We start from the raw sequence: 16,880 nt of genomic DNA, 5'->3' as shown, positions 1-16,880 counted from the left end.
CCACCGGCGCCGCCCGTACGGGCCGCCGCCCGTCAGCCGTAGCCCAGCTCGTGCAGCCGCTCGTCGTCGATCCCGAAGTGATGGGCGATCTCGTGCACCACCGTGACCTCGGTCTCCGCGACCACGTCCTCGCGCGAGTCACACATCCGCAGCGTCGGCCCCCGGTAGATCGTGATCCGGTCCGGCAGCACGCCCGCGTACCACTCGCCCCGGTCGGTCAGCGGCGTCCCCTCGTACAGCCCCAGCAGATCGGGGTCGTCCGGGGACGGCTCGTCCTCCACGAACACCGCGACGTTGTCCATCAGCCGCGTCAGCTCCGGCGGGATCCTGTCCAGCGCCTCGGCGACCAGTTCCTCGAACTCCTCGCGCGTCATCTCCAGCACCCGGCCATTGTCCCGGATGACCCGGACGTACGGGCACCGCCGCCCGCGCGCATAGCGGCCCGCGCGCCCGGGCATACGGCGGCCATGGTCGCCCCAGCCGTTCTCCGCACCGCGTACGACCGCCTCCGCCGCCACTACCGCTCGCGCCACACCGGCCCCACGCCCGCCCTGGTCCACGCCCCGCACCCGTACGCACGCGCCCTCGGCCTGATCACCGTCGTCCTGTTCGGCGCCTGGCTGGGCCTCCTGGCCGTCGGCAGCGTCCGTACGCCGGTCGGGCCGATGGACACGAGCATGACCCTGCGCCCGTCCCTCTCCGGCGGCACGAAGATCAACGTCTCGCCGCTCGGCGCGCTCACGCTGGACTCGCACCACGCGCCCATCCGCCTCGACGTGGACGTCGAGCAGCTCGACCCCGTACGCGCCCAGGCCCTGGTCAAGCACCCCGAACGGCTCTCCGGGCTCCAGGACGAGATCACCCGGGACGTCGCGGACGGCACCCGCGAGCTGGCGCTGCGCTCGTGCGTCGCCGTCGTCACCGGCGCCACCGCCCTCGGCCTCGCCGTCTACCGCCGCCCGCGCCGCGCGCTCGCCGCCGGCGGCCTGGCGCTGGCCCTGCTCGCCGCCTCGGGCACCTCCGCCTTCGCCACCTGGAACCCGAAGTCCGTCCTCGAGCCCAAGTTCTCCGGACTCCTCTCCTCCGCGCCCTCCGTGGTCGGCAACGCCCGCTCGATCGTCAGCGAATTCGACGTCTACCAGAAGGAGTTGGCGCGGCTCGTCACCAACGTGACCAAGCTGTACGAGGCGACCTCCACGCTCCCGACGTACCAGCCCGACCCGGCGACCATGCGGGTGCTGCACGTCTCGGACATCCACCTCAACCCGGCGGCGTGGGAGATCATCCGCTCGCTCGTCGAGCAGTACAAGATCGACGTGATCATCGACTCCGGTGACACCATGGACCACGGCACCGCCGCCGAGAACGGCTTCCTCGACCCCATCAGCGACCTCGGCGCGCCGTACGTCTGGGTACGCGGCAACCACGACTCCGCGGCCACCCAGCGCTACCTGGAGAACCTCGACAACGTCCACGTCCTCGACCAGGGGCGCGCCGTCACGGTCGCGGGCCTGCGGGTGGCCGGCACGGGAGACCCCCAGTTCACGCCCGACCGCTCCGTCGCCCCGGCGGGCGACGACGCCGAGCGCGCGGCGGGGGAACGGCTGGCGGACGCGCTGCGGCAGCAGCGGCTCGCGGGCACGCCCGTCGACATCGCGGTCGCCCACAACCCCGTGGCCGCGCAGGAGACCGACGGCGAGGTCCCCCTCGTCCTGGCGGGCCACGTCCACCGCCGCGTGACCAAGGTCCTCCCGGACGGCACCCGCCTCAAGATCGAGGGCTCCACGGGCGGCGGCGGCCTGCGCGCCCTGGAGCGGGACGAGCCCGAGAAGGTCCACGCCTCCGTGCTCTACCTCGACCGGGACACCCGCCACCTCCAGGCCTGGGACGAGATCACCCTGGGCGGCCTGGGCCTGACGACAGCCGAGGTCAGCCGCCACCTGCCGGACGAGAACCGCCCCGGCGCCCCCTCCCCCGGCCCGTCCCCCAGCCCGTCCGGCCCGTCCCCCAGCCGGCCCTCCACCGCGGCCACCAGCCCCTCGCCGTCCGCCTCCCGATAAAGCGTTTTGGCGAACCGTCCCCGCATCCCATATGCTTCTCACGTCCCCGACGCGCTGACGAAGCGCCCAGGCGGGCCATCAGCCCTCATCGTCTAGTGGCCCAGGACGCCGCCCTTTCAAGGCGGTAGCACGGGTTCGAATCCCGTTGGGGGCACGCATTACCGTGTGCGAGACTGGTTCTCGCACAGTGCTTGGTCCTGTGGAGCAGTTTGGAGTGCTCGCCACCCTGTCAAGGTGGAGGCCGCGGGTTCAAATCCCGTCAGGACCGCTGCGGCTCGCAAGAGCCGCGTGGCTGGGTAGCTCAGTTGGTACGAGCGTCCGCCTGAAAAGCGGAAGGTCGCCGGTTCGACCCCGGCCCCAGCCACCGCAGCCCTATCAGGGCACACACCCCCTCCGGGATCCTCTGGAGGGGGTGTTCTCGTGTCGGGCTATTGTCGCGGCCATGGGGGAGCCCATGGGGGAAGGGCAGACGCGGGTGAAGCAGTGCAAGCAGTGCCACCGGCCGCTCGACGAGCGGCGGTGGGGACGTCCGAAGCGGTTCTGCAACCGGCGGCACCGGGTGCGGTACTGGCTGGAGGAGCTGGCGGAGCTCCTGTTCGGCTAGCCGGTCGCGCCGCTCTCCCCCGCCCCGCCCTTCCGGGATCCGAAGGCTGACGCCCCGGACCCCGGACCCCGGACGGCGGGGGCAGCCCGGGCCGGACCTCACGCCCCCCGCCGGTGGCGCCACCCCCGCGCCCCCAGGACCACCGCCGCCACCGCCACCGCGCCCAGCAGCAGCGCCCAGTCCGGTACCGCGCGGCCCAGCGCGGCGACGCGGGTTTCGAGCGCGTACGAGTCGTCCACGGAGAGCAGGCCCGGCAGGGCGGTCGTGCCGTCGAAGGCGAGGAACAGCACGCCCAGGGCGACGAAGAAGAGGCCCGACAGCGCCGACGTGCTGTGCAGGGTGAAGCGGCCCACCCGCAGCGCCCGGCCCCGGAGCCAGGTGCGGCGCCCCAGGTCCCAGCGCTCCCAGAACACGGCCAGGAGGAACAGCGGTACGGCCATCCCGAGCGCGTACACCGCCAGCAGCAGGCCCCCGTAGACCGGGTTGCCGCCGAGCGCCGCGACCGTCAGGACGCTGCCCAGGATCGGCCCCGCGCAGAAGCCCGCCAGGCCGTACACCAGGCCCAGCGCGTACACCGACACCGCCGAGACCGGCCGGATCCGGCCGCCGGCCTCGGCGAGGCGCCGGGAGGCGAAGCCCAGGCCCACCACCTGGGCCACGCCCAGCGCGATGATCAGCCAGCCGCCCACCGCCACCAGCAGGTCCCGGTGGCCGAAGAAGAGCCGGCCCGCGAGGGAGCCGGCGGCGCCCAGCGGGACGAGGGTGGTGGCGAGGCCCGCGTAGAAGATCCCGGTACGGGCCAGCAGCCGGCCCGGGCTGTCGACCGAGTACGCGAAGAACGCCGGGAGCAGCAGCGCGCTGCACGGGCTCAGCAGCGCGAGCAGGCCGCCCAGCAGGGCCGCGAGGTAGCCGATACCCGTCACTTCGCCGCCCCGCGGCGAGCGGACGCGTGCGCGGATTCGATTGCGCTCGCGAACGTCTCCATCGGCTGTGCACCCGCGATCGGTCGCCCGTTCACCAGGAAGGACGGCGTCGAGGTCGCCCCCAGGGACCAGCCCTGCTCCTGGTCGGCCGTCACGGCGGCCCGCGCCCCCGCGCTGTCGAGGTCCCGCCCGAACCGGTCCAGGTCCGGCACGCCCGCCTCCCGCGCCAGCGCGAGCAGCCGGTCCTTCGCGAAGCCCCGCTCCTTCGCGCCCTCGGCGTACGCGGCCTTGTGGAACTGCCAGAACCGGCCCTGCCGCCCGGCCGCCCACGAGGCCCGCGCCGCGCGTTCCGACTCCTCGCCGAAGATCGGGAAGTTGCGCCACTCGATGCGCAGCACCCCGGCCTCGACGTACTTCTCGATCAGCGCGGGCTCGATGTCGCGGGCGAACTTCCCGCAGTACCCGCACGCGAAGTCGGCGTACTCGAGCATGACGACGGGCGCGTCGGCGCGCCCCACGGCGAGCGGGTCGGCGGCGTCGCGCCGGGCGTACTTCTCCAGCTCCGGGTAGGCGGCGACCTGCTGCTCGACGACCGCGGGCGGGGCGGGCTTGGTCGCGGCGTAGGAGGCGAGGCCGGCCAGCGTGGCGACGACGGCGACCCCCGCGCCGATCAGGTACGGCGCGGTCTTGGACTTCTTGGAGTTCGTGGACTTCTTGGACACGGACATGGTGGAGCGACTCCTGGGCGAGCACGAGGAAAGGGGAGACCAGCGGTACGACGTACGCACCGGCGGCTATACGCGCAGGATCGACAGCTCCACGGGCGACGGCCCCGACGACCACGGCGGCGCCCGCTCCGGCCGGACGCCCGGCACCACCGGCTCGGCCTGCCACAGGGGCACCCGCGTGTCGGTGTGCGGAGCGGACGGCGGACAGTCCACCGTCAGGGCGCGCGGCGGAACGCCCGGCTCCAGCCCGCCCTCCCCGTCGAACGGATCGCAGGAGGAGCCCTGGCCGGCCGCGGCCACCACGTCGTGCGGGACACCGGTCCCGGACCCGTGGACCAGCAGCGCGCCCACCACCAGCACCAGTACGGCGGCCACCACACGGCACCACCGCCACCGGCCGCCGGTGCACCGCATGCGGACCGCCCCTCCATGACGCAAGATCGTCGACGGCTCGTCGACTCGCCGGAAATGGTACGGGGAAATCGGTTCGCCACTCCGTTGCCGCGAGTGAGATCCTGGAGCAGGTATGTCTACTTCCCTCGCCGACCTCCAGACCCTGCTGGCCGAGGTATCGCTGCGCGACGCGCACCGGCTCGGCCGCCGTCTCGAAGGCACCCGCCGCATCCGCAAGCCCGAGGCCCGTCAGGCCGTCCTGGACGACATCGCCGCCGAGGCCACGAAGGCCGCCGCCCGCACGGCCGAGCGGGCGGCGCGCAGGCCGGAGGTCACGTACCCCGAGCAACTGCCGGTCAGCCAGAAGAAGGACGAGATCGCGGAGGCGATACGCGACCACCAGGTCGTGATCGTCGCCGGTGAGACGGGTTCCGGCAAGACGACCCAGATCCCCAAGATCTGCCTGGAGCTGGGGCGCGGCGTACGCGGCATGATCGGCCATACGCAGCCGAGGAGGATCGCCGCCCGCACGGTCGCCGAGCGCGTCGCGGACGAGCTGAAGACCCCGCTGGGCGAGGCGGTCGGCTGGAAGGTCCGCTTCACCGACCAGGTCAACCCGGACGCGACCTTCGTCAAGCTGATGACGGACGGCATCCTGCTCGCCGAGATCCAGACGGACCGCGAGCTGCGCGCCTACGACACGATCATCATCGACGAGGCCCACGAGCGCAGCCTCAACATCGACTTCCTGCTCGGGTACCTCGCCCAGCTGCTCCCCAAGCGCCCCGACCTCAAGGTCGTGATCACCTCCGCGACCATCGACCCGGAGCGCTTCTCCCGCCACTTCGGCGACGCGCCGATCGTCGAGGTCTCCGGCCGTACGTACCCGGTCGAGGTCCGCTACCGCCCCCTCCTCGAAGAGGACTCCGAGGACTCCGACCGCGACCAGATCACCGCGATCTGCGACGCGGTCGACGAGCTCCAGGCGGAGGGCCCGGGCGACATCCTGGTCTTCCTCTCCGGCGAGCGCGAGATCCGCGACACGGCGGACGCGCTGGAGAAGAAGAGGCTGCGCAACACCGAGGTCCTCCCCCTCTACGCGCGCCTCTCGCACGCCGAGCAGCACCGCGTCTTCCAGGCGCACCCGGGCCGCCGGATCGTCCTCGCCACGAACGTCGCCGAGACCTCGCTGACCGTCCCCGGCATCAAGTACGTCATCGACCCCGGCACCGCCCGCATCTCCCGCTACAGCCACCGCACGAAGGTGCAGCGCCTGCCGATCGAGCCGGTCAGCCAGGCCAGCGCCAACCAGCGCAAGGGCCGCTGCGGCCGTACGTCCGACGGCATCTGCATCCGGCTGTACTCGGAGGACGACTTCCTCGCCCGCCCCGAGTTCACGGACGCCGAGATCCTCCGTACGAACCTGGCGTCGGTCATCCTCCAGATGACGGCGGCGGGCCTCGGCGACATCGAGAAGTTCCCGTTCATCGACCCGCCGGACCACCGCAACATCCGCGACGGCGTGCAGCTCCTGCAGGAGCTCGGCGCGATCGACCCGACGCAGAAGGACCCGAAGAAGCGCCTCACGGAGCAGGGCCGCAAGCTGGCCCAGCTGCCCGTCGACCCGCGCCTGGCCCGCATGGTCCTGGAGGCGGACAAGAACGGCTGCGTGCGCGAGGTCATGGTCATCGCGGCGGCCCTCTCCATCCAGGACCCGCGCGAGCGGCCGGCGGAGAAGCAGGCGCAGGCCGACCAGCAGCACGCCCGCTTCAAGGACGAGACCTCCGACTTCCTCGCCTTCCTCAACCTCTGGCGCTACATCCGCGAGCAGCAGAAGGCGCTGTCGTCGTCGGCGTTCCGCCGGATGTGCAAGTCCGAGTACCTGAACTATCTGCGCATTCGCGAATGGCAGGACATCTATACGCAGTTGCGTACGGTCGCGAAGCAGATGGGCATCCACCTCAACGACGAGGACGCCCCCGACGACCGCGTCCACGTCTCGCTGCTCGCCGGCCTGCTCTCCCACATCGGGATGAAGGACATCAAGGAAGGCGCGAAGAACGAGTACCTGGGCGCCCGCAGCGCCAAGTTCGCGATCTTCCCCGGCTCGGCGCTCTTCAAGAAGCCGCCGCGCTTCGTGATGTCCGCCGAGCTGGTGGAGACCTCCCGCCTGTGGGCGCGGGTCAACGCGAAGATCGAGCCCGAGTGGATCGAGCCGCTGGCGGAGCACCTGCTCAAGCGCACGTACTCCGAGCCGCACTGGGAGAAGGACCAGGCGGCGGTCATGGCGTACGAGAAGGTCACGCTGTACGGCGTGCCGATCGTGGCCCAGCGGAAGGTCAACTACGGCCGCATCGACCCGGAGACCAGCCGTGAGCTGTTCATCCGGCACGCGCTGGTGGAGGGCGACTGGCGCACCCACCACAAGTTCTTCGCGGACAACCGCAAGCTGCTGACCGAGGTCGAGGAGCTGGAGCACCGCGCCCGGCGCCGCGACATCCTCGTGGACGACGAGACGCTCTTCGACTTCTACGACCAGCGGGTGCCCGAGCACGTGGTGTCGGGCGCGCACTTCGACTCGTGGTGGAAGCACAAGCGGCGCGAGGCGCCGGACCTGCTCGACTTCGAGCGCGAGATGCTCATCAACGAGAAGGCGGGCGCGGTCACCAAGGCCGACTACCCCGACTCGTGGCGGCAGGGCGCGCTGAAGTTCCGCGTGACGTACCAGTTCGAGCCGGGCGCGGACGCGGACGGTGTGACCGTGCACATCCCGCTCCAGGTGCTGAACCAGGTGACGGACGACGGCTTCGACTGGCAGATCCCGGGCCTGCGCGAGGAGGTCGTCACGGAGCTGATCCGCTCCCTGCCGAAGCCGATCCGCCGCAACTACGTGCCCGCGCCGAACTTCGCGAAGCGCTTCCTGGACACGGCGGTCCCGCTCCAGGAGCCGCTGGACGTGACGCTCGCCCGTGAGCTCCAGCGGATGGTCGGCGTCCCGGTCGCCGCCGACGACTTCGACTGGTCGCGGGTACCGGACCACCTGAAGATCACCTTCCGGATCGTCGACGAGCGGCGCCGCAAGCTCGCCGAGGACAAGGACCTGGAGACCCTGAAGCTCCAGCTGCGCCCGAAGGCCCGCCAGGCCCTCTCCAAGGCCGCCGCGGCCGCCACGGCAGGCCCCTCGGGCTCCGGGCAGTCCCTGGAGCGCACGGGCCTGACGGACTGGACGATCGGCACGCTGGTGAAGGTCTTCGAGACCCGCCGCGCCGGCCAGCCGGTCAAGGCGTACCCGGCCCTCGTCGACGCGGGCGACACCGTCTCCGTACGGCTCTTCGACACGGAGGCCGAGCAGGAGCAGGCGATGTGGCGCGGCACGCGCCGGCTCATCATGCTGAACATCCCGGTGAACCCGGCGAAGTTCGCGGCCGACAAGCTGACGAACCAGCAGAAGCTGGCGCTGTCGCGCAATCCGCACGGCTCGGTGCAGGCGCTCTTCGAGGACTGCGCCACCGCGGCGGCCGACCGGCTGATCGCCGAGCACGGCGGACCGGCGTGGGACGAGGAGTCCTTCCGCAAGCTGTACGACAAGGTCCGTGCCGACCTCGTCGAGCTGACCATCCGCACGGTCGGCCAGGTGCAGCAGATCCTGGCCGCCTGGCAGTCCTGCGAGCGGCGTCTGAAGGCCACGAACAGCCTGGTCCTGGTGCGCAACGTCCAGGACGTACGGGAGCAGCTGGCGGCCCTCGTGCCGGCCGGCTTCGTGACGAAGACGGGCCTGCGGCGCCTGCCGGACCTGATGCGCTACCTGGTGGCGGTGGACCGCCGGCTCCAGCAGATGCCGACGTCCGTCCAGCGCGACACCACGCGCATGGAGAAGGTCCACGAGATGCAGGACGAGTACGCGTGGCTGCTGGAGCAGCTGCCCAAGGGCCGCCCGGTGCCGCAGGAGGTCCTGGACATCCGCTGGATGATCGAGGAGCTGCGGGTCAGCTACTTCGCCCACGCCCTGGGCACCGCCCAGCCGGTCTCCGACAAGCGCATCCTGAAGGCGATCGACGCGGCCGCGCCGTAGTCCGCGCCGCTCGCCACGGCGCGAGTTCGACCGGACCCTCCGACCTGCTGTACAGTCTCTCTCGCAGCCAAACGCAGAACTCACCGGCTGCGAAACCTGGTCCTGTGGAGCAGTTTGGAGTGCTCGCCACCCTGTCAAGGTGGAGGCCGCGGGTTCAAATCCCGTCAGGACCGCAGTAAGCAGTGACGAAAAGGCCCGGATCTCAGGATCCGGGCCTTTTCGTCGTATTGACGTCGGCATCCGCCAGGGGTACCCAAGCAACAAGGGGTACGGGGCCCTTCGGCGGAGGTGACGCGGATGCCCAGCACACCGGTCCGGCCGGTCGCAGCGGCCCAGCCGGTCCCAGCGGCCCGGCCGGACGCGTCCGTACGGTCGGAGCGGCCGGTCAGGCACGCGACCCGCGCGCTGCTCCGTGCCCATCTGGCGGCCGCTTCCGGCTATCGCCACGCCACACCCCGCTGCGTGGTCTGCCGGCACCTCCAACGGCTCGCCATGGAGGCCCAGGACGACAGCGGAAACGACCCCGCCGAAGGCGCCGGAGACCCCCTCCCGGAGCCCTCCGCTGTGTGACGCGAGTCACGAAATCGGTTTTGAAAACTGCTCAACTTACGCCCCGCCTACAACGGCCCCATTTAATATGTGCAATTGCACCGGCCGACAGAGGCCCGGGAGCCGGTTCCCACCGCCCCTCCGCGCGGGCGGACGCGGGCGAAGACCGGCAGCCAGGCGCTCGCCGCGGGCACAAAAAGATCGCGCTGGACCCGGCGGAGTCCAGCGCGATCGATGACGAAGACCCGTTGGGGCGGGCACCCGTCGGTGGAGCTATGGGTGGGCGGACCGGGTTGGGGGATCCGGATGTGCCCGGTTCAGCGGGGTGTTCAGGGTGTTCAGGCCTCGCTGCGCTGCTGCGGAATGCCCGCCAGCAGTGCGCGGACCTCTGCCTCGCGGTACCGACGGTGTCCACCCAGGGTGCGGATGGACGTGAGCTTGCCCGCCTTAGCCCAGCGGGTCACCGTCTTCGGGTCCACGCGGAACATCGTGGCAACCTCAGCGGGGGTCAGCAGCGGCTCGGCATCAGGGGTGCGAGCGGTCATGAGCGGCCTCCTCGGGAGAACCGAACCTTCTCGGTTCTTTCCTCTAAATTCTGCACCTTGACCCGCGTTGCCCGAAATGGCGGACGCGAGCCGAGTCGGTTATAGGACGAACGGCTTGTCCTCGGCACTACAACTACACCATCTGTCCAGCCACGTTCGGCCAAACCGACGGAATTGCCCTCTCAGGTGTTCATCAGCGACGGAAGCCGATGGACCATGCCATAGCGGACAGTCACGTCACAGTGACGATCAGTCACAGAGCGATCAGGAGCCACCAGACCCCCCATAGCGTGCAATGCTTAGCCTTCCGCCCACACTTGGACGGAAGGAGCCCCTCCCGGACTCCTTGTCCTATTTTGGCATGAGGTTGGGTGATAGGCGCAAGAGCCCGGTTAGTGCTGTCCGTCACGCTTGACACAAAGGCCCGGATCGGGACCTAGGGCCCGGTCCTCCCGCGCGGACCGCGAGAGCGAGATCATCTCAGTTGGCGAACTGCCGGTCCCGCACGGACCGCCACCTCTCCATCAGCCGCTCGTACGCCGCACCCGCGCCCGCGGCGTCCCCGGCCCGCAGCGCCGCGATCCCCTCGGCCACATCAGCCGCCGACCGGTCCGCGGCGAGCTGCTCGGCGGAGAGGGCGTACACCAGCCCGCCGTAGTCGAGCTCCACCAGCGCACGCGGGTGGAACTCCTCCAGCCACCGCCCCACGTCCACCAGGCCCTCGATCAGCGGGCCCTCGTCGGTCGACTCCCGCAGGGTCTTCAGCGCCCGTGCCACCCGCCGCCGCGCCTGCACCATCGGCGTCCGGTAGCGCAGCACCGGCGCCTTGTCGGGGCCGGCGGCCTCCACGTACTCCCGCTCCTCGTCGGAGAAGAGCGCGAACCAGCGCACCGGCACCTGCCACACCGAGGTGCGGATCCACGGGCGCGCGTCCGGGTTCTCCTCGCGCCACCGCTCGTGGTCCGCCTCCGCCTGCCCGCGCACCACCGGCGGCAGCGCCGCGTCCAGGACCACCGCCGGCAGCAGGCCCGGCAGCGCCTCCAGCGCCAGCCACCCGCGCATCCTCGTGCGCCACGGGCAGACGCACACCACGCCGTCCACCTCCAGCACGAAGGCGTCGGCGCTCTCGTGCACCGGGACCGGGACCGGCGGCGTCGCCACGAGCCCGGCCAGCGAGCGGCGCAGCTCGTCCTGCGCCGTCGGGGCGGCCCCGTCGGCGACACGGCGCGCGTAGCGGGCCCAATGCCCCCGCTCGGGCTCCGGGAAGGCCGCCAACGGCTCGTACACGCGCAGGTAGGAGGCGTACGGGACGAGGACCGAAGTGACCGCTGGCATGCCGCAGATCCTTCCACGCCGGTACTCCGGGAGGGGGTGATCCTCGGCACTGGGTCCCCTCTACGCGCAGGTAGGACTTACTCTCTTGCCGTCAAGGCCCTCCCCCACCCGCCGGGGGGCCTCCTCCGCCGCTTCGTACTTGGGAGTCACCACCGTGACCGATGTGACCGACGGCGTCCTGCACACCCTGTTCCACTCGGAGCAGGGGGGCCACGAACAAGTCGTGCTCTGCCAGGACCGTGCCACCGGCCTCAAGGCCGTCATCGCCCTCCACTCGACCGCCCTGGGCCCGGCCCTCGGCGGTACCCGTTTCTACCCGTACGCCTCCGAGGCCGAGGCCGTCGCCGACGCGCTCAACCTCTCCCGGGGGATGTCGTACAAGAACGCCATGGCCGGTCTGGAGCACGGCGGCGGCAAGGCCGTGATCATCGGCGACCCAGACAAGATCAAGACCGAGGAGCTGCTGCTGGCCTACGGCCGGTTCGTCGCCTCGCTCGGCGGCCGGTACGTCACCGCCTGCGACGTCGGCACCTACGTGGCCGACATGGACGTCGTCGCCCGGGAGTGCCGCTGGACCACCGGCCGCTCCCCCGAGAACGGCGGCGCCGGGGACTCCTCCGTCCTCACCGCCTTCGGCGTCTTCCAGGGCATGCGCGCCTCCGCCCAGCACCTGTGGGGCGACCCGACCCTCCGCGGCCGCAAGGTCGGCGTCGCGGGCGTCGGCAAGGTCGGCCACTACCTGGTCGAGCACCTGCTGGAGGACGGCGCCGAGGTCGTCATCACGGACGTGCGCGAGGAGTCGCTGCGGCGCGTGACCGACAAGTTCCCGCAGGTCGCCGTGGTCGCGGACACGGACGCGCTGATCCGTACCGAGGGCCTGGACATCTACGCGCCCTGTGCGCTCGGCGGTGCGCTCAACGACGACACCGTGCCCGTCCTGACGGCGAAGGTGGTGTGCGGCGCGGCCAACAACCAGCTGGCGCACCCGGGTGTCGAGAAGGACCTCGCCGACCGCGGGATCCTCTACGCGCCCGACTACGTCGTCAACGCCGGCGGCGTGATCCAGGTCGCCGACGAGCTGCACGGCTTCGACTTCGACCGGTGCAAGGCGAAGGCCACGAAGATCTTCGACACCACGCTGGCAATATTCGCACGTGCGAAGGAAGACGGGATTCCGCCGGCCGCGGCGGCCGACCGGATCGCCGAGCAGCGGATGGCCGAGGCTCGACGCCGGTAATCCCGGATTTCGGGCGTTCAGGTGAGTTGACAGGGATGCCCCGCCGACGGGGCGTGAGCCTCTCCCCCGGAGATCCGGAGAGAGACAAGACTCACGCCGGTCGGCGGGTCGCCCGCCGGGAAGAGGTTAAAATCGCAGCTGACCAGCGAGGACAGGGCACCTCGTCGGTCCGGCTCCGAGGCGCCTCGTGCGGGCGACGTACCGTATGGCGGCGGAAGCAGGTACCGTTGAAGCCCTACGGGCCGGTCTCTCCACGGAGAGCCCGTTCCGAATCATGAACGCGTGTCAAGACTCTGGGGCCGTCGAGCCCCGTCACCGAGGGGGTCGAGCCATGGGGCGCGGCCGGGCCAAGGCCAAGCAGACGAAGGTCGCCCGCCAGCTGAAGTACAACAGCGGTGGGACGGACCTCGCACGCCTGGCCAGCGAGCTGGGCGCATCTTCGAGTCAGCCACCGAACGGCGAGCCGTTCGAGGACGACGACGAGGAAGACGACCCGTACGCCCGCTACGCGGAGTTGTACAACGACGACGAGGACGAGGACGAAGAGTCCGGTCCGTCGTCCCAGCGTCGCGGCGCTTGACGCCTGCACTCTTCTTCACCCGGTCCGGGGCCCTGCCCCGGACCGGGTTCTGTGCTGTCCGCCGTCTGAGACGCCTTGGCTGACCGGCGGCTCCGGGCACGGGGTGCGGGAGCCGCCGTTCGCGTCCGCCGGGGCGGCGGCCGCTAGGCCGTGGCGTACTCCCCGACCAGCTCGGCACCGGTCGTGTGGTCACCGCGCTCGGTGATCTCGCCGGCGACCCAGGCGTCGACGCCCCGGTCCGCCAGGGTGGTCAGCGCCACATCGACGGAGTCGGCGGGGACGACGGCCATCATGCCGACGCCCATGTTCAGGGTCTTCTCCAGCTCCGGCCGCTCCACCTGACCGGCCTTGCCGACCAGGTCGAAGATCGCGTCCGGCGTCCAGGTCGAACGGTCGACCGTGGCGTGCAGCGCGTCCGGGATCACCCGGGCCAGGTTGGCGGCGAGACCGCCGCCGGTGATGTGGCTGAAGGCGTGCACCTCGGTCGTCCGGGTGAGCGCCAGACAGTCCAGCGAGTAGATCTTGGTGGGCTCCAGCAGCTCCTCGCCGAGCGTCCGGCCGAGCTCTTCGACCCGCTGGTCCAGGCTCATGCCCGCGCGGTCGAAGAGCACATGGCGTACGAGCGAGTACCCGTTGGAGTGAAGGCCGGAGGACGCCATGGCGATGACGGCGTCACCCGTACGGATGCGATCGGGGCCGAGCAGCCGGTCCGCCTCGACCACGCCCGTACCGGCGCCGGCGACGTCGAAGTCGTCCGGGCCCAGCAGGCCGGGGTGCTCGGCGGTCTCGCCGCCGACCAGGGCGCAGCCGGCGAGGACGCAGCCTTCGGCGATGCCCTTGACGATGGCGGCGACCCGTTCGGGGTGGACCTTGCCGACGCAGATGTAGTCGGTCATGAAGAGCGGCTCGGCGCCGCAGACGACGATGTCGTCCATGACCATCGCGACCAGGTCGTGGCCGATCGTGTCGTACACGCCCATCTGGCGGGCGATGTCGACCTTGGTACCGACGCCGTCGGTGGCGGAGGCGAGGAGCGGACGCTCGTAGCGCTTGAGGGCGGATGCGTCGAAGAGGCCGGCGAAGCCGCCGAGGCCGCCGAGTACCTCGGGGCGCTGCGTCTTCTTCACCCACTCCTTCATCAGCTCGACGGCGCGGTCGCCCGCTTCGATGTCGACGCCCGCGGCTGCGTAGCTGGCACCGGTGGTCTCAGTCTCAGACATGACTGTGAGAGCTTTCGTGTCGTACTGCAGGGATTGCGGGGTGCTGTTACGGGCGGCGGAGCGCATCGGCCGCGGCCGTGGCGGCGGGGCCGGCGGCCAGCTCGGTCTCCAGCAGCTGCTTGCCGAGCAGCTCGGGATCGGGCAGCTCCATCGGGTACTCACCGTCGAAGCAGGCGCGGCAGAGCTTCTGCTTCGGGATGGTGGTGGCCTCGATCATGGCGTCGATGGAGATGTACGAGAGGGAGTCGGCCCCCAGCGACGTGCCGATCTCCTCGACCGACATGCCGTTGGCGATCAGCTCCGCGCGGGTGGCGAAGTCGATGCCGAAGAAGCAGGGCCACTTCACCGGCGGCGACGAGATCCGGATGTGGACCTCGGCGGCGCCCGCCTCGCGGAGCATCCGGACGAGTGCGCGCTGGGTGTTGCCGCGGACGATCGAGTCGTCGACGACCACGAGGCGCTTGCCCTTGATGACTTCCTTCAGGGGGTTCAGCTTCAGGCGGATGCCCAGCTGGCGGATGGTCTGGGAGGGCTGGATGAAGGTCCGGCCCACGTACGCGTTCTTGACCAGGCCCGCGCCGAAGGGGATGCCGCTGGCCTCCGCGTACCCGATGGCGGCGGGGGTGCCGGACTCCGGGGTCGCTATGACCAGGTCGGCGTCGACCGGGGCTTCCTTGGCGAGGCGCCGGCCCATCTCCACGCGGGAGAGGTAGACGTTCCGCCCGGCGATGTCGGTGTCGGGGCGCGCCAGGTAGACGTACTCGAAGACACAGCCCTTGGGCTTCGCTTCTGCGAATCGCGAGGTGCGGATGCCGTTCTCGTCGATGGCGATCATCTCGCCCGGCTCGACCTCGCGCACGTACGCGGCGCCGCAGATGTCGAGGGCGGCGGACTCGGAGGCGACGACCCAGCCGCGCTCCAGGCGACCGAGGACCAGCGGGCGGATGCCCTGCGGGTCACGGGCGGCGTAGAGGGTGCCCTCGTCCATGAAGACGAGCGAGAAGGCACCCCGGACCTGGGGAAGTACCTTGGCGGCGGCTTCCTCGACGGTCAGCGGCTTGCCGTCGTCGTCGACCTGGCCCGCGAGGAGCGCGGTGACGAGGTCGGTGTCGTTGGTGGCGGCCACCTGCGTGGCGCGGCCGTCCATCTTGGGGAGGTCGGCGACCATCTCGGCGAGCTGCGCCGTGTTCACCAGGTTGCCGTTGTGGCCGAGCGCGATGGAGCCGTGGGCGGTGGCCCGGAAGGTCGGCTGCGCGTTCTCCCACACGGAGGCGCCGGTGGTCGAGTAGCGGGCGTGTCCGACCGCGATGTGGCCCTGGAGGGAGCCGAGGGAGGTCTCGTCGAAGACCTGGGAGACCAGGCCCATGTCCTTGAAGACGAGGATCTGGGAGCCGTTGCTGACCGCGATTCCCGCGGATTCCTGGCCCCGATGCTGGAGGGCGTAGAGCCCGAAGTACGTGAGCTTTGCGACCTCTTCACCCGGAGCCCAGACACCGAAGACGCCACAAGCGTCCTGGGGGCCTTTTTCGCCGGGAAGCAGATCGTGATTGAGTCGACCGTCACCACGTGGCACGCCTCCGAGTGTAGGCGAGATCGACCACTGGTCCGAATTGGTGAAGGGGCCGCCGGCCCGAAGCGGAGCCGGTGCTTTCACCGGCCACCGCGCTGACCAGCGGGCTTTGCCGGATGGCGCGGTGCAGGGGGTGTGACGGACCTCGCAGTGGCCCCGGAGCTACTTCTCGCTCGCCCGGGCGGCGAAGCCGGTGCCGTCGGGGCCGGTGAGGGTCAGGGTGCGGTGGTCGATCGTGTAGGTGGCCGTCCCCTCCAGCACCTTGAGCAGGGCGCGCTCGACGTCCATCGCGGGTCCGGGGCACAGCTTGCGGGTGGAGGTCACGCGGCCGAAAGTGATCGCCGAGCCCTCGGTGGTGACGGTGGCACTGAAGCTGTTGCAGCCCAGGTTGCCCCGGATGGAACCCTCCTTGCCGCGCACCTTGCCGGTGCTCTTGCCGCCGTCCTCGGTGACGACGAAACGGGCCTTGCCCTCGGCGCCGGCGGGCAGCGAGGTGGCCGTCCCGTCCGAGGTGAGCGACTCGACGGTCCAGGTGGTGCCGGTGAGCGGCGCCGGGCGCTGCTCGCTCAGCAGGACGGAGTCGCCCTGGGCGGTGGTGAGGGTCAGCCGGCCGCCGTCCAGCGTGGCCTTGAGCCTGCCGTCGAGCGCGGCCCGCAGGGCGTCCTCGAAGCGCTGGACGTCGCCGGAGCAGGCCATCTCCGTCATGCCCGCATCGCTGATGGTGATGTGGTCGCCGTCGATGTCGGCCTTGGCGTTGAAGTGGTTGCAGCCGTAGTTGCCCGTGACCTTGCCCTTGGCGTCGACCTGGACCTGCGCCCGGGCCGGGGCGGTGTGCTTGCGGCCGTCGACGGTGACGCTGTCGACGGCCCAGGTCACGCCGGTGACCGGCACGTCCGGACGCTTGGAGCCGCCGCCGTCGCCCGCGCCGGACCCCGGTTCGGTGCCGCAGGCGGTGAGGGCGAGGAGCGCGACGAGCGCGGCTGTCGCGGTGAGGTGGTGCTTGTGCGTGGTCGGCATGCCTCTGGGACGGTCCAGGCCGCCGACCGGTTCCGCCGCGGCTGCCG

General features: G+C 71.0%; 15 protein-coding genes and 4 tRNA genes. 10 read left to right on the top strand and 9 right to left on the bottom strand.

Features of this window, described 5'->3' with window-relative positions:
• Nucleotides 1-32: 32 nt before the first annotated feature.
• Complete coding sequence (locus AC07FJ_RS16285) at nt 33-383, bottom strand: metallopeptidase family protein (protein ID WP_064072095.1); 351 nt, start codon at nt 381-383, stop codon at nt 33-35.
• Between the two features lie 84 nt (nt 384-467).
• Here AC07FJ_RS16285 and AC07FJ_RS16280 point away from each other — a divergent pair, with 84 nt between their 5' ends.
• From AC07FJ_RS16280 to AC07FJ_RS16260, 5 genes are all read left to right on the top strand, one after another.
• Entirely contained in the window at nt 468-2,060 is a 1,593-nt protein-coding gene (locus AC07FJ_RS16280; protein WP_479049423.1) for a metallophosphoesterase family protein, read from the top strand.
• An 81-nt stretch (nt 2,061-2,141) separates the two neighbouring features.
• Nucleotides 2,142-2,214: transfer RNA gene (locus tag AC07FJ_RS16275), tRNA-Glu, on the top strand.
• Nucleotides 2,215-2,253: 39 nt separating this feature from the next.
• Nucleotides 2,254-2,328, top strand: a tRNA-Asp gene (locus AC07FJ_RS16270).
• Between the two features lie 22 nt (nt 2,329-2,350).
• Nucleotides 2,351-2,424, top strand: a tRNA-Phe gene (locus AC07FJ_RS16265).
• Between the two features lie 78 nt (nt 2,425-2,502).
• Nucleotides 2,503-2,664, top strand: a complete 162-nt coding sequence (locus AC07FJ_RS16260) for a hypothetical protein (RefSeq protein WP_479049422.1) — start codon at nt 2,503-2,505, stop codon at nt 2,662-2,664.
• Between the two features lie 98 nt (nt 2,665-2,762).
• On the opposite strand, the gene AC07FJ_RS16255 is transcribed toward AC07FJ_RS16260, so the two are convergent.
• From AC07FJ_RS16255 to AC07FJ_RS16245, 3 genes are all read right to left on the bottom strand, one after another.
• Nucleotides 2,763-3,587, bottom strand: a complete 825-nt coding sequence (locus AC07FJ_RS16255; protein WP_479049420.1) for a cytochrome c biogenesis CcdA family protein — start codon at nt 3,585-3,587, stop codon at nt 2,763-2,765.
• Nucleotides 3,584-4,315, bottom strand: a complete 732-nt coding sequence (locus AC07FJ_RS16250) for a DsbA family protein (protein ID WP_479049418.1) — start codon at nt 4,313-4,315, stop codon at nt 3,584-3,586. Before AC07FJ_RS16250 ends, AC07FJ_RS16255 begins: the two co-directional genes overlap by 4 nt.
• A gap of 66 nt (nt 4,316-4,381) precedes the next feature.
• Nucleotides 4,382-4,729, bottom strand: a complete 348-nt coding sequence (locus AC07FJ_RS16245; RefSeq protein ID WP_479049416.1) for a hypothetical protein — start codon at nt 4,727-4,729, stop codon at nt 4,382-4,384.
• A 112-nt stretch (nt 4,730-4,841) separates the two neighbouring features.
• Here AC07FJ_RS16245 and hrpA point away from each other — a divergent pair, with 112 nt between their 5' ends.
• The 3 genes from hrpA (at nt 4,842) to AC07FJ_RS16230 (ending at nt 9,350) form a co-directional block, all read left to right on the top strand.
• The gene (gene hrpA / locus AC07FJ_RS16240; RefSeq protein ID WP_479049414.1) at nt 4,842-8,780 is read left to right on the top strand and encodes an ATP-dependent RNA helicase HrpA; all 3,939 of its coding nucleotides are present in this window, start codon (nt 4,842-4,844) and stop codon (nt 8,778-8,780) included.
• A 98-nt stretch (nt 8,781-8,878) separates the two neighbouring features.
• Nucleotides 8,879-8,953 (top strand) — tRNA-Asp (locus AC07FJ_RS16235).
• 124 nt (nt 8,954-9,077) lie between these two features.
• Nucleotides 9,078-9,350 carry a DUF6274 family protein gene (locus AC07FJ_RS16230; RefSeq protein ID WP_479049412.1) on the top strand — a complete coding sequence of 91 codons (273 nt, stop codon included), beginning with the start codon at nt 9,078-9,080 and terminating at the stop codon, nt 9,348-9,350.
• A gap of 317 nt (nt 9,351-9,667) precedes the next feature.
• Here AC07FJ_RS16230 and bldC read toward each other — a convergent pair whose 3' ends face one another.
• Both bldC and AC07FJ_RS16220 read right to left on the bottom strand, forming a co-directional pair.
• Nucleotides 9,668-9,874: a developmental transcriptional regulator BldC gene (gene bldC / locus AC07FJ_RS16225; RefSeq protein WP_003949541.1), complete on the bottom strand. Its 207-nt coding sequence runs from the start codon at nt 9,872-9,874 to the stop codon at nt 9,668-9,670.
• 480 nt (nt 9,875-10,354) lie between these two features.
• Nucleotides 10,355-11,209, bottom strand: coding sequence for a DUF8083 family protein (locus AC07FJ_RS16220; RefSeq protein ID WP_479049410.1), 855 nt, complete (start codon nt 11,207-11,209; stop codon nt 10,355-10,357).
• Nucleotides 11,210-11,363: 154 nt separating this feature from the next.
• On the opposite strand from AC07FJ_RS16220, the gene AC07FJ_RS16215 reads away from it, so the two are divergent.
• The gene (locus AC07FJ_RS16215) at nt 11,364-12,446 is read left to right on the top strand and encodes a Leu/Phe/Val dehydrogenase (RefSeq protein ID WP_361423835.1); all 1,083 of its coding nucleotides are present in this window, start codon (nt 11,364-11,366) and stop codon (nt 12,444-12,446) included.
• 331 nt (nt 12,447-12,777) lie between these two features.
• Entirely contained in the window at nt 12,778-13,026 is a 249-nt protein-coding gene (locus AC07FJ_RS16210) for a DUF3073 domain-containing protein (protein ID WP_361423838.1), read from the top strand.
• A gap of 143 nt (nt 13,027-13,169) precedes the next feature.
• On the opposite strand, the gene purM is transcribed toward AC07FJ_RS16210, so the two are convergent.
• From purM to AC07FJ_RS16195, 3 genes are all read right to left on the bottom strand, one after another.
• Nucleotides 13,170-14,246, bottom strand: coding sequence for a phosphoribosylformylglycinamidine cyclo-ligase (purM, locus tag AC07FJ_RS16205; RefSeq protein WP_479049407.1), 1,077 nt, complete (start codon nt 14,244-14,246; stop codon nt 13,170-13,172).
• A 46-nt stretch (nt 14,247-14,292) separates the two neighbouring features.
• Entirely contained in the window at nt 14,293-15,819 is a 1,527-nt protein-coding gene (gene purF, locus AC07FJ_RS16200) for an amidophosphoribosyltransferase (protein WP_361423844.1), read from the bottom strand.
• Between the two features lie 159 nt (nt 15,820-15,978).
• Nucleotides 15,979-16,833 carry an META domain-containing protein gene (locus tag AC07FJ_RS16195; protein ID WP_479049405.1) on the bottom strand — a complete coding sequence of 285 codons (855 nt, stop codon included), beginning with the start codon at nt 16,831-16,833 and terminating at the stop codon, nt 15,979-15,981.
• Nucleotides 16,834-16,880 lie beyond the last annotated feature (47 nt).

Source organism: Streptomyces sp. NPDC045998 (assembly GCF_056430285.1).
This window is presented reverse-complemented; position numbering and strand designations above follow the sequence as displayed.

Coding starts and splice junctions, on each gene's coding strand:
- AC07FJ_RS16260 (WP_479049422.1), top strand. CDS start 2,503: ATGGGGGAGCCCATGGGGGAAGGGCAGACGCGGGTGAAGCAGTGCAAG.
- AC07FJ_RS16195 (WP_479049405.1), bottom strand. CDS start 16,833: ATGCCGACCACGCACAAGCACCACCTCACCGCGACAGCCGCGCTCGTC.
- AC07FJ_RS16230 (WP_479049412.1), top strand. CDS start 9,078: ATGCCCAGCACACCGGTCCGGCCGGTCGCAGCGGCCCAGCCGGTCCCA.
- AC07FJ_RS16210 (WP_361423838.1), top strand. CDS start 12,778: ATGGGGCGCGGCCGGGCCAAGGCCAAGCAGACGAAGGTCGCCCGCCAG.
- hrpA (WP_479049414.1), top strand. CDS start 4,842: ATGTCTACTTCCCTCGCCGACCTCCAGACCCTGCTGGCCGAGGTATCG.
- purM (WP_479049407.1), bottom strand. CDS start 14,246: ATGTCTGAGACTGAGACCACCGGTGCCAGCTACGCAGCCGCGGGCGTC.
- AC07FJ_RS16245 (WP_479049416.1), bottom strand. CDS start 4,729: ATGCGGTGCACCGGCGGCCGGTGGCGGTGGTGCCGTGTGGTGGCCGCC.
- AC07FJ_RS16280 (WP_479049423.1), top strand. CDS start 468: ATGGTCGCCCCAGCCGTTCTCCGCACCGCGTACGACCGCCTCCGCCGC.
- AC07FJ_RS16220 (WP_479049410.1), bottom strand. CDS start 11,209: ATGCCAGCGGTCACTTCGGTCCTCGTCCCGTACGCCTCCTACCTGCGC.
- bldC (WP_003949541.1), bottom strand. CDS start 9,874: ATGACCGCTCGCACCCCTGATGCCGAGCCGCTGCTGACCCCCGCTGAG.
- AC07FJ_RS16250 (WP_479049418.1), bottom strand. CDS start 4,315: ATGTCCGTGTCCAAGAAGTCCACGAACTCCAAGAAGTCCAAGACCGCG.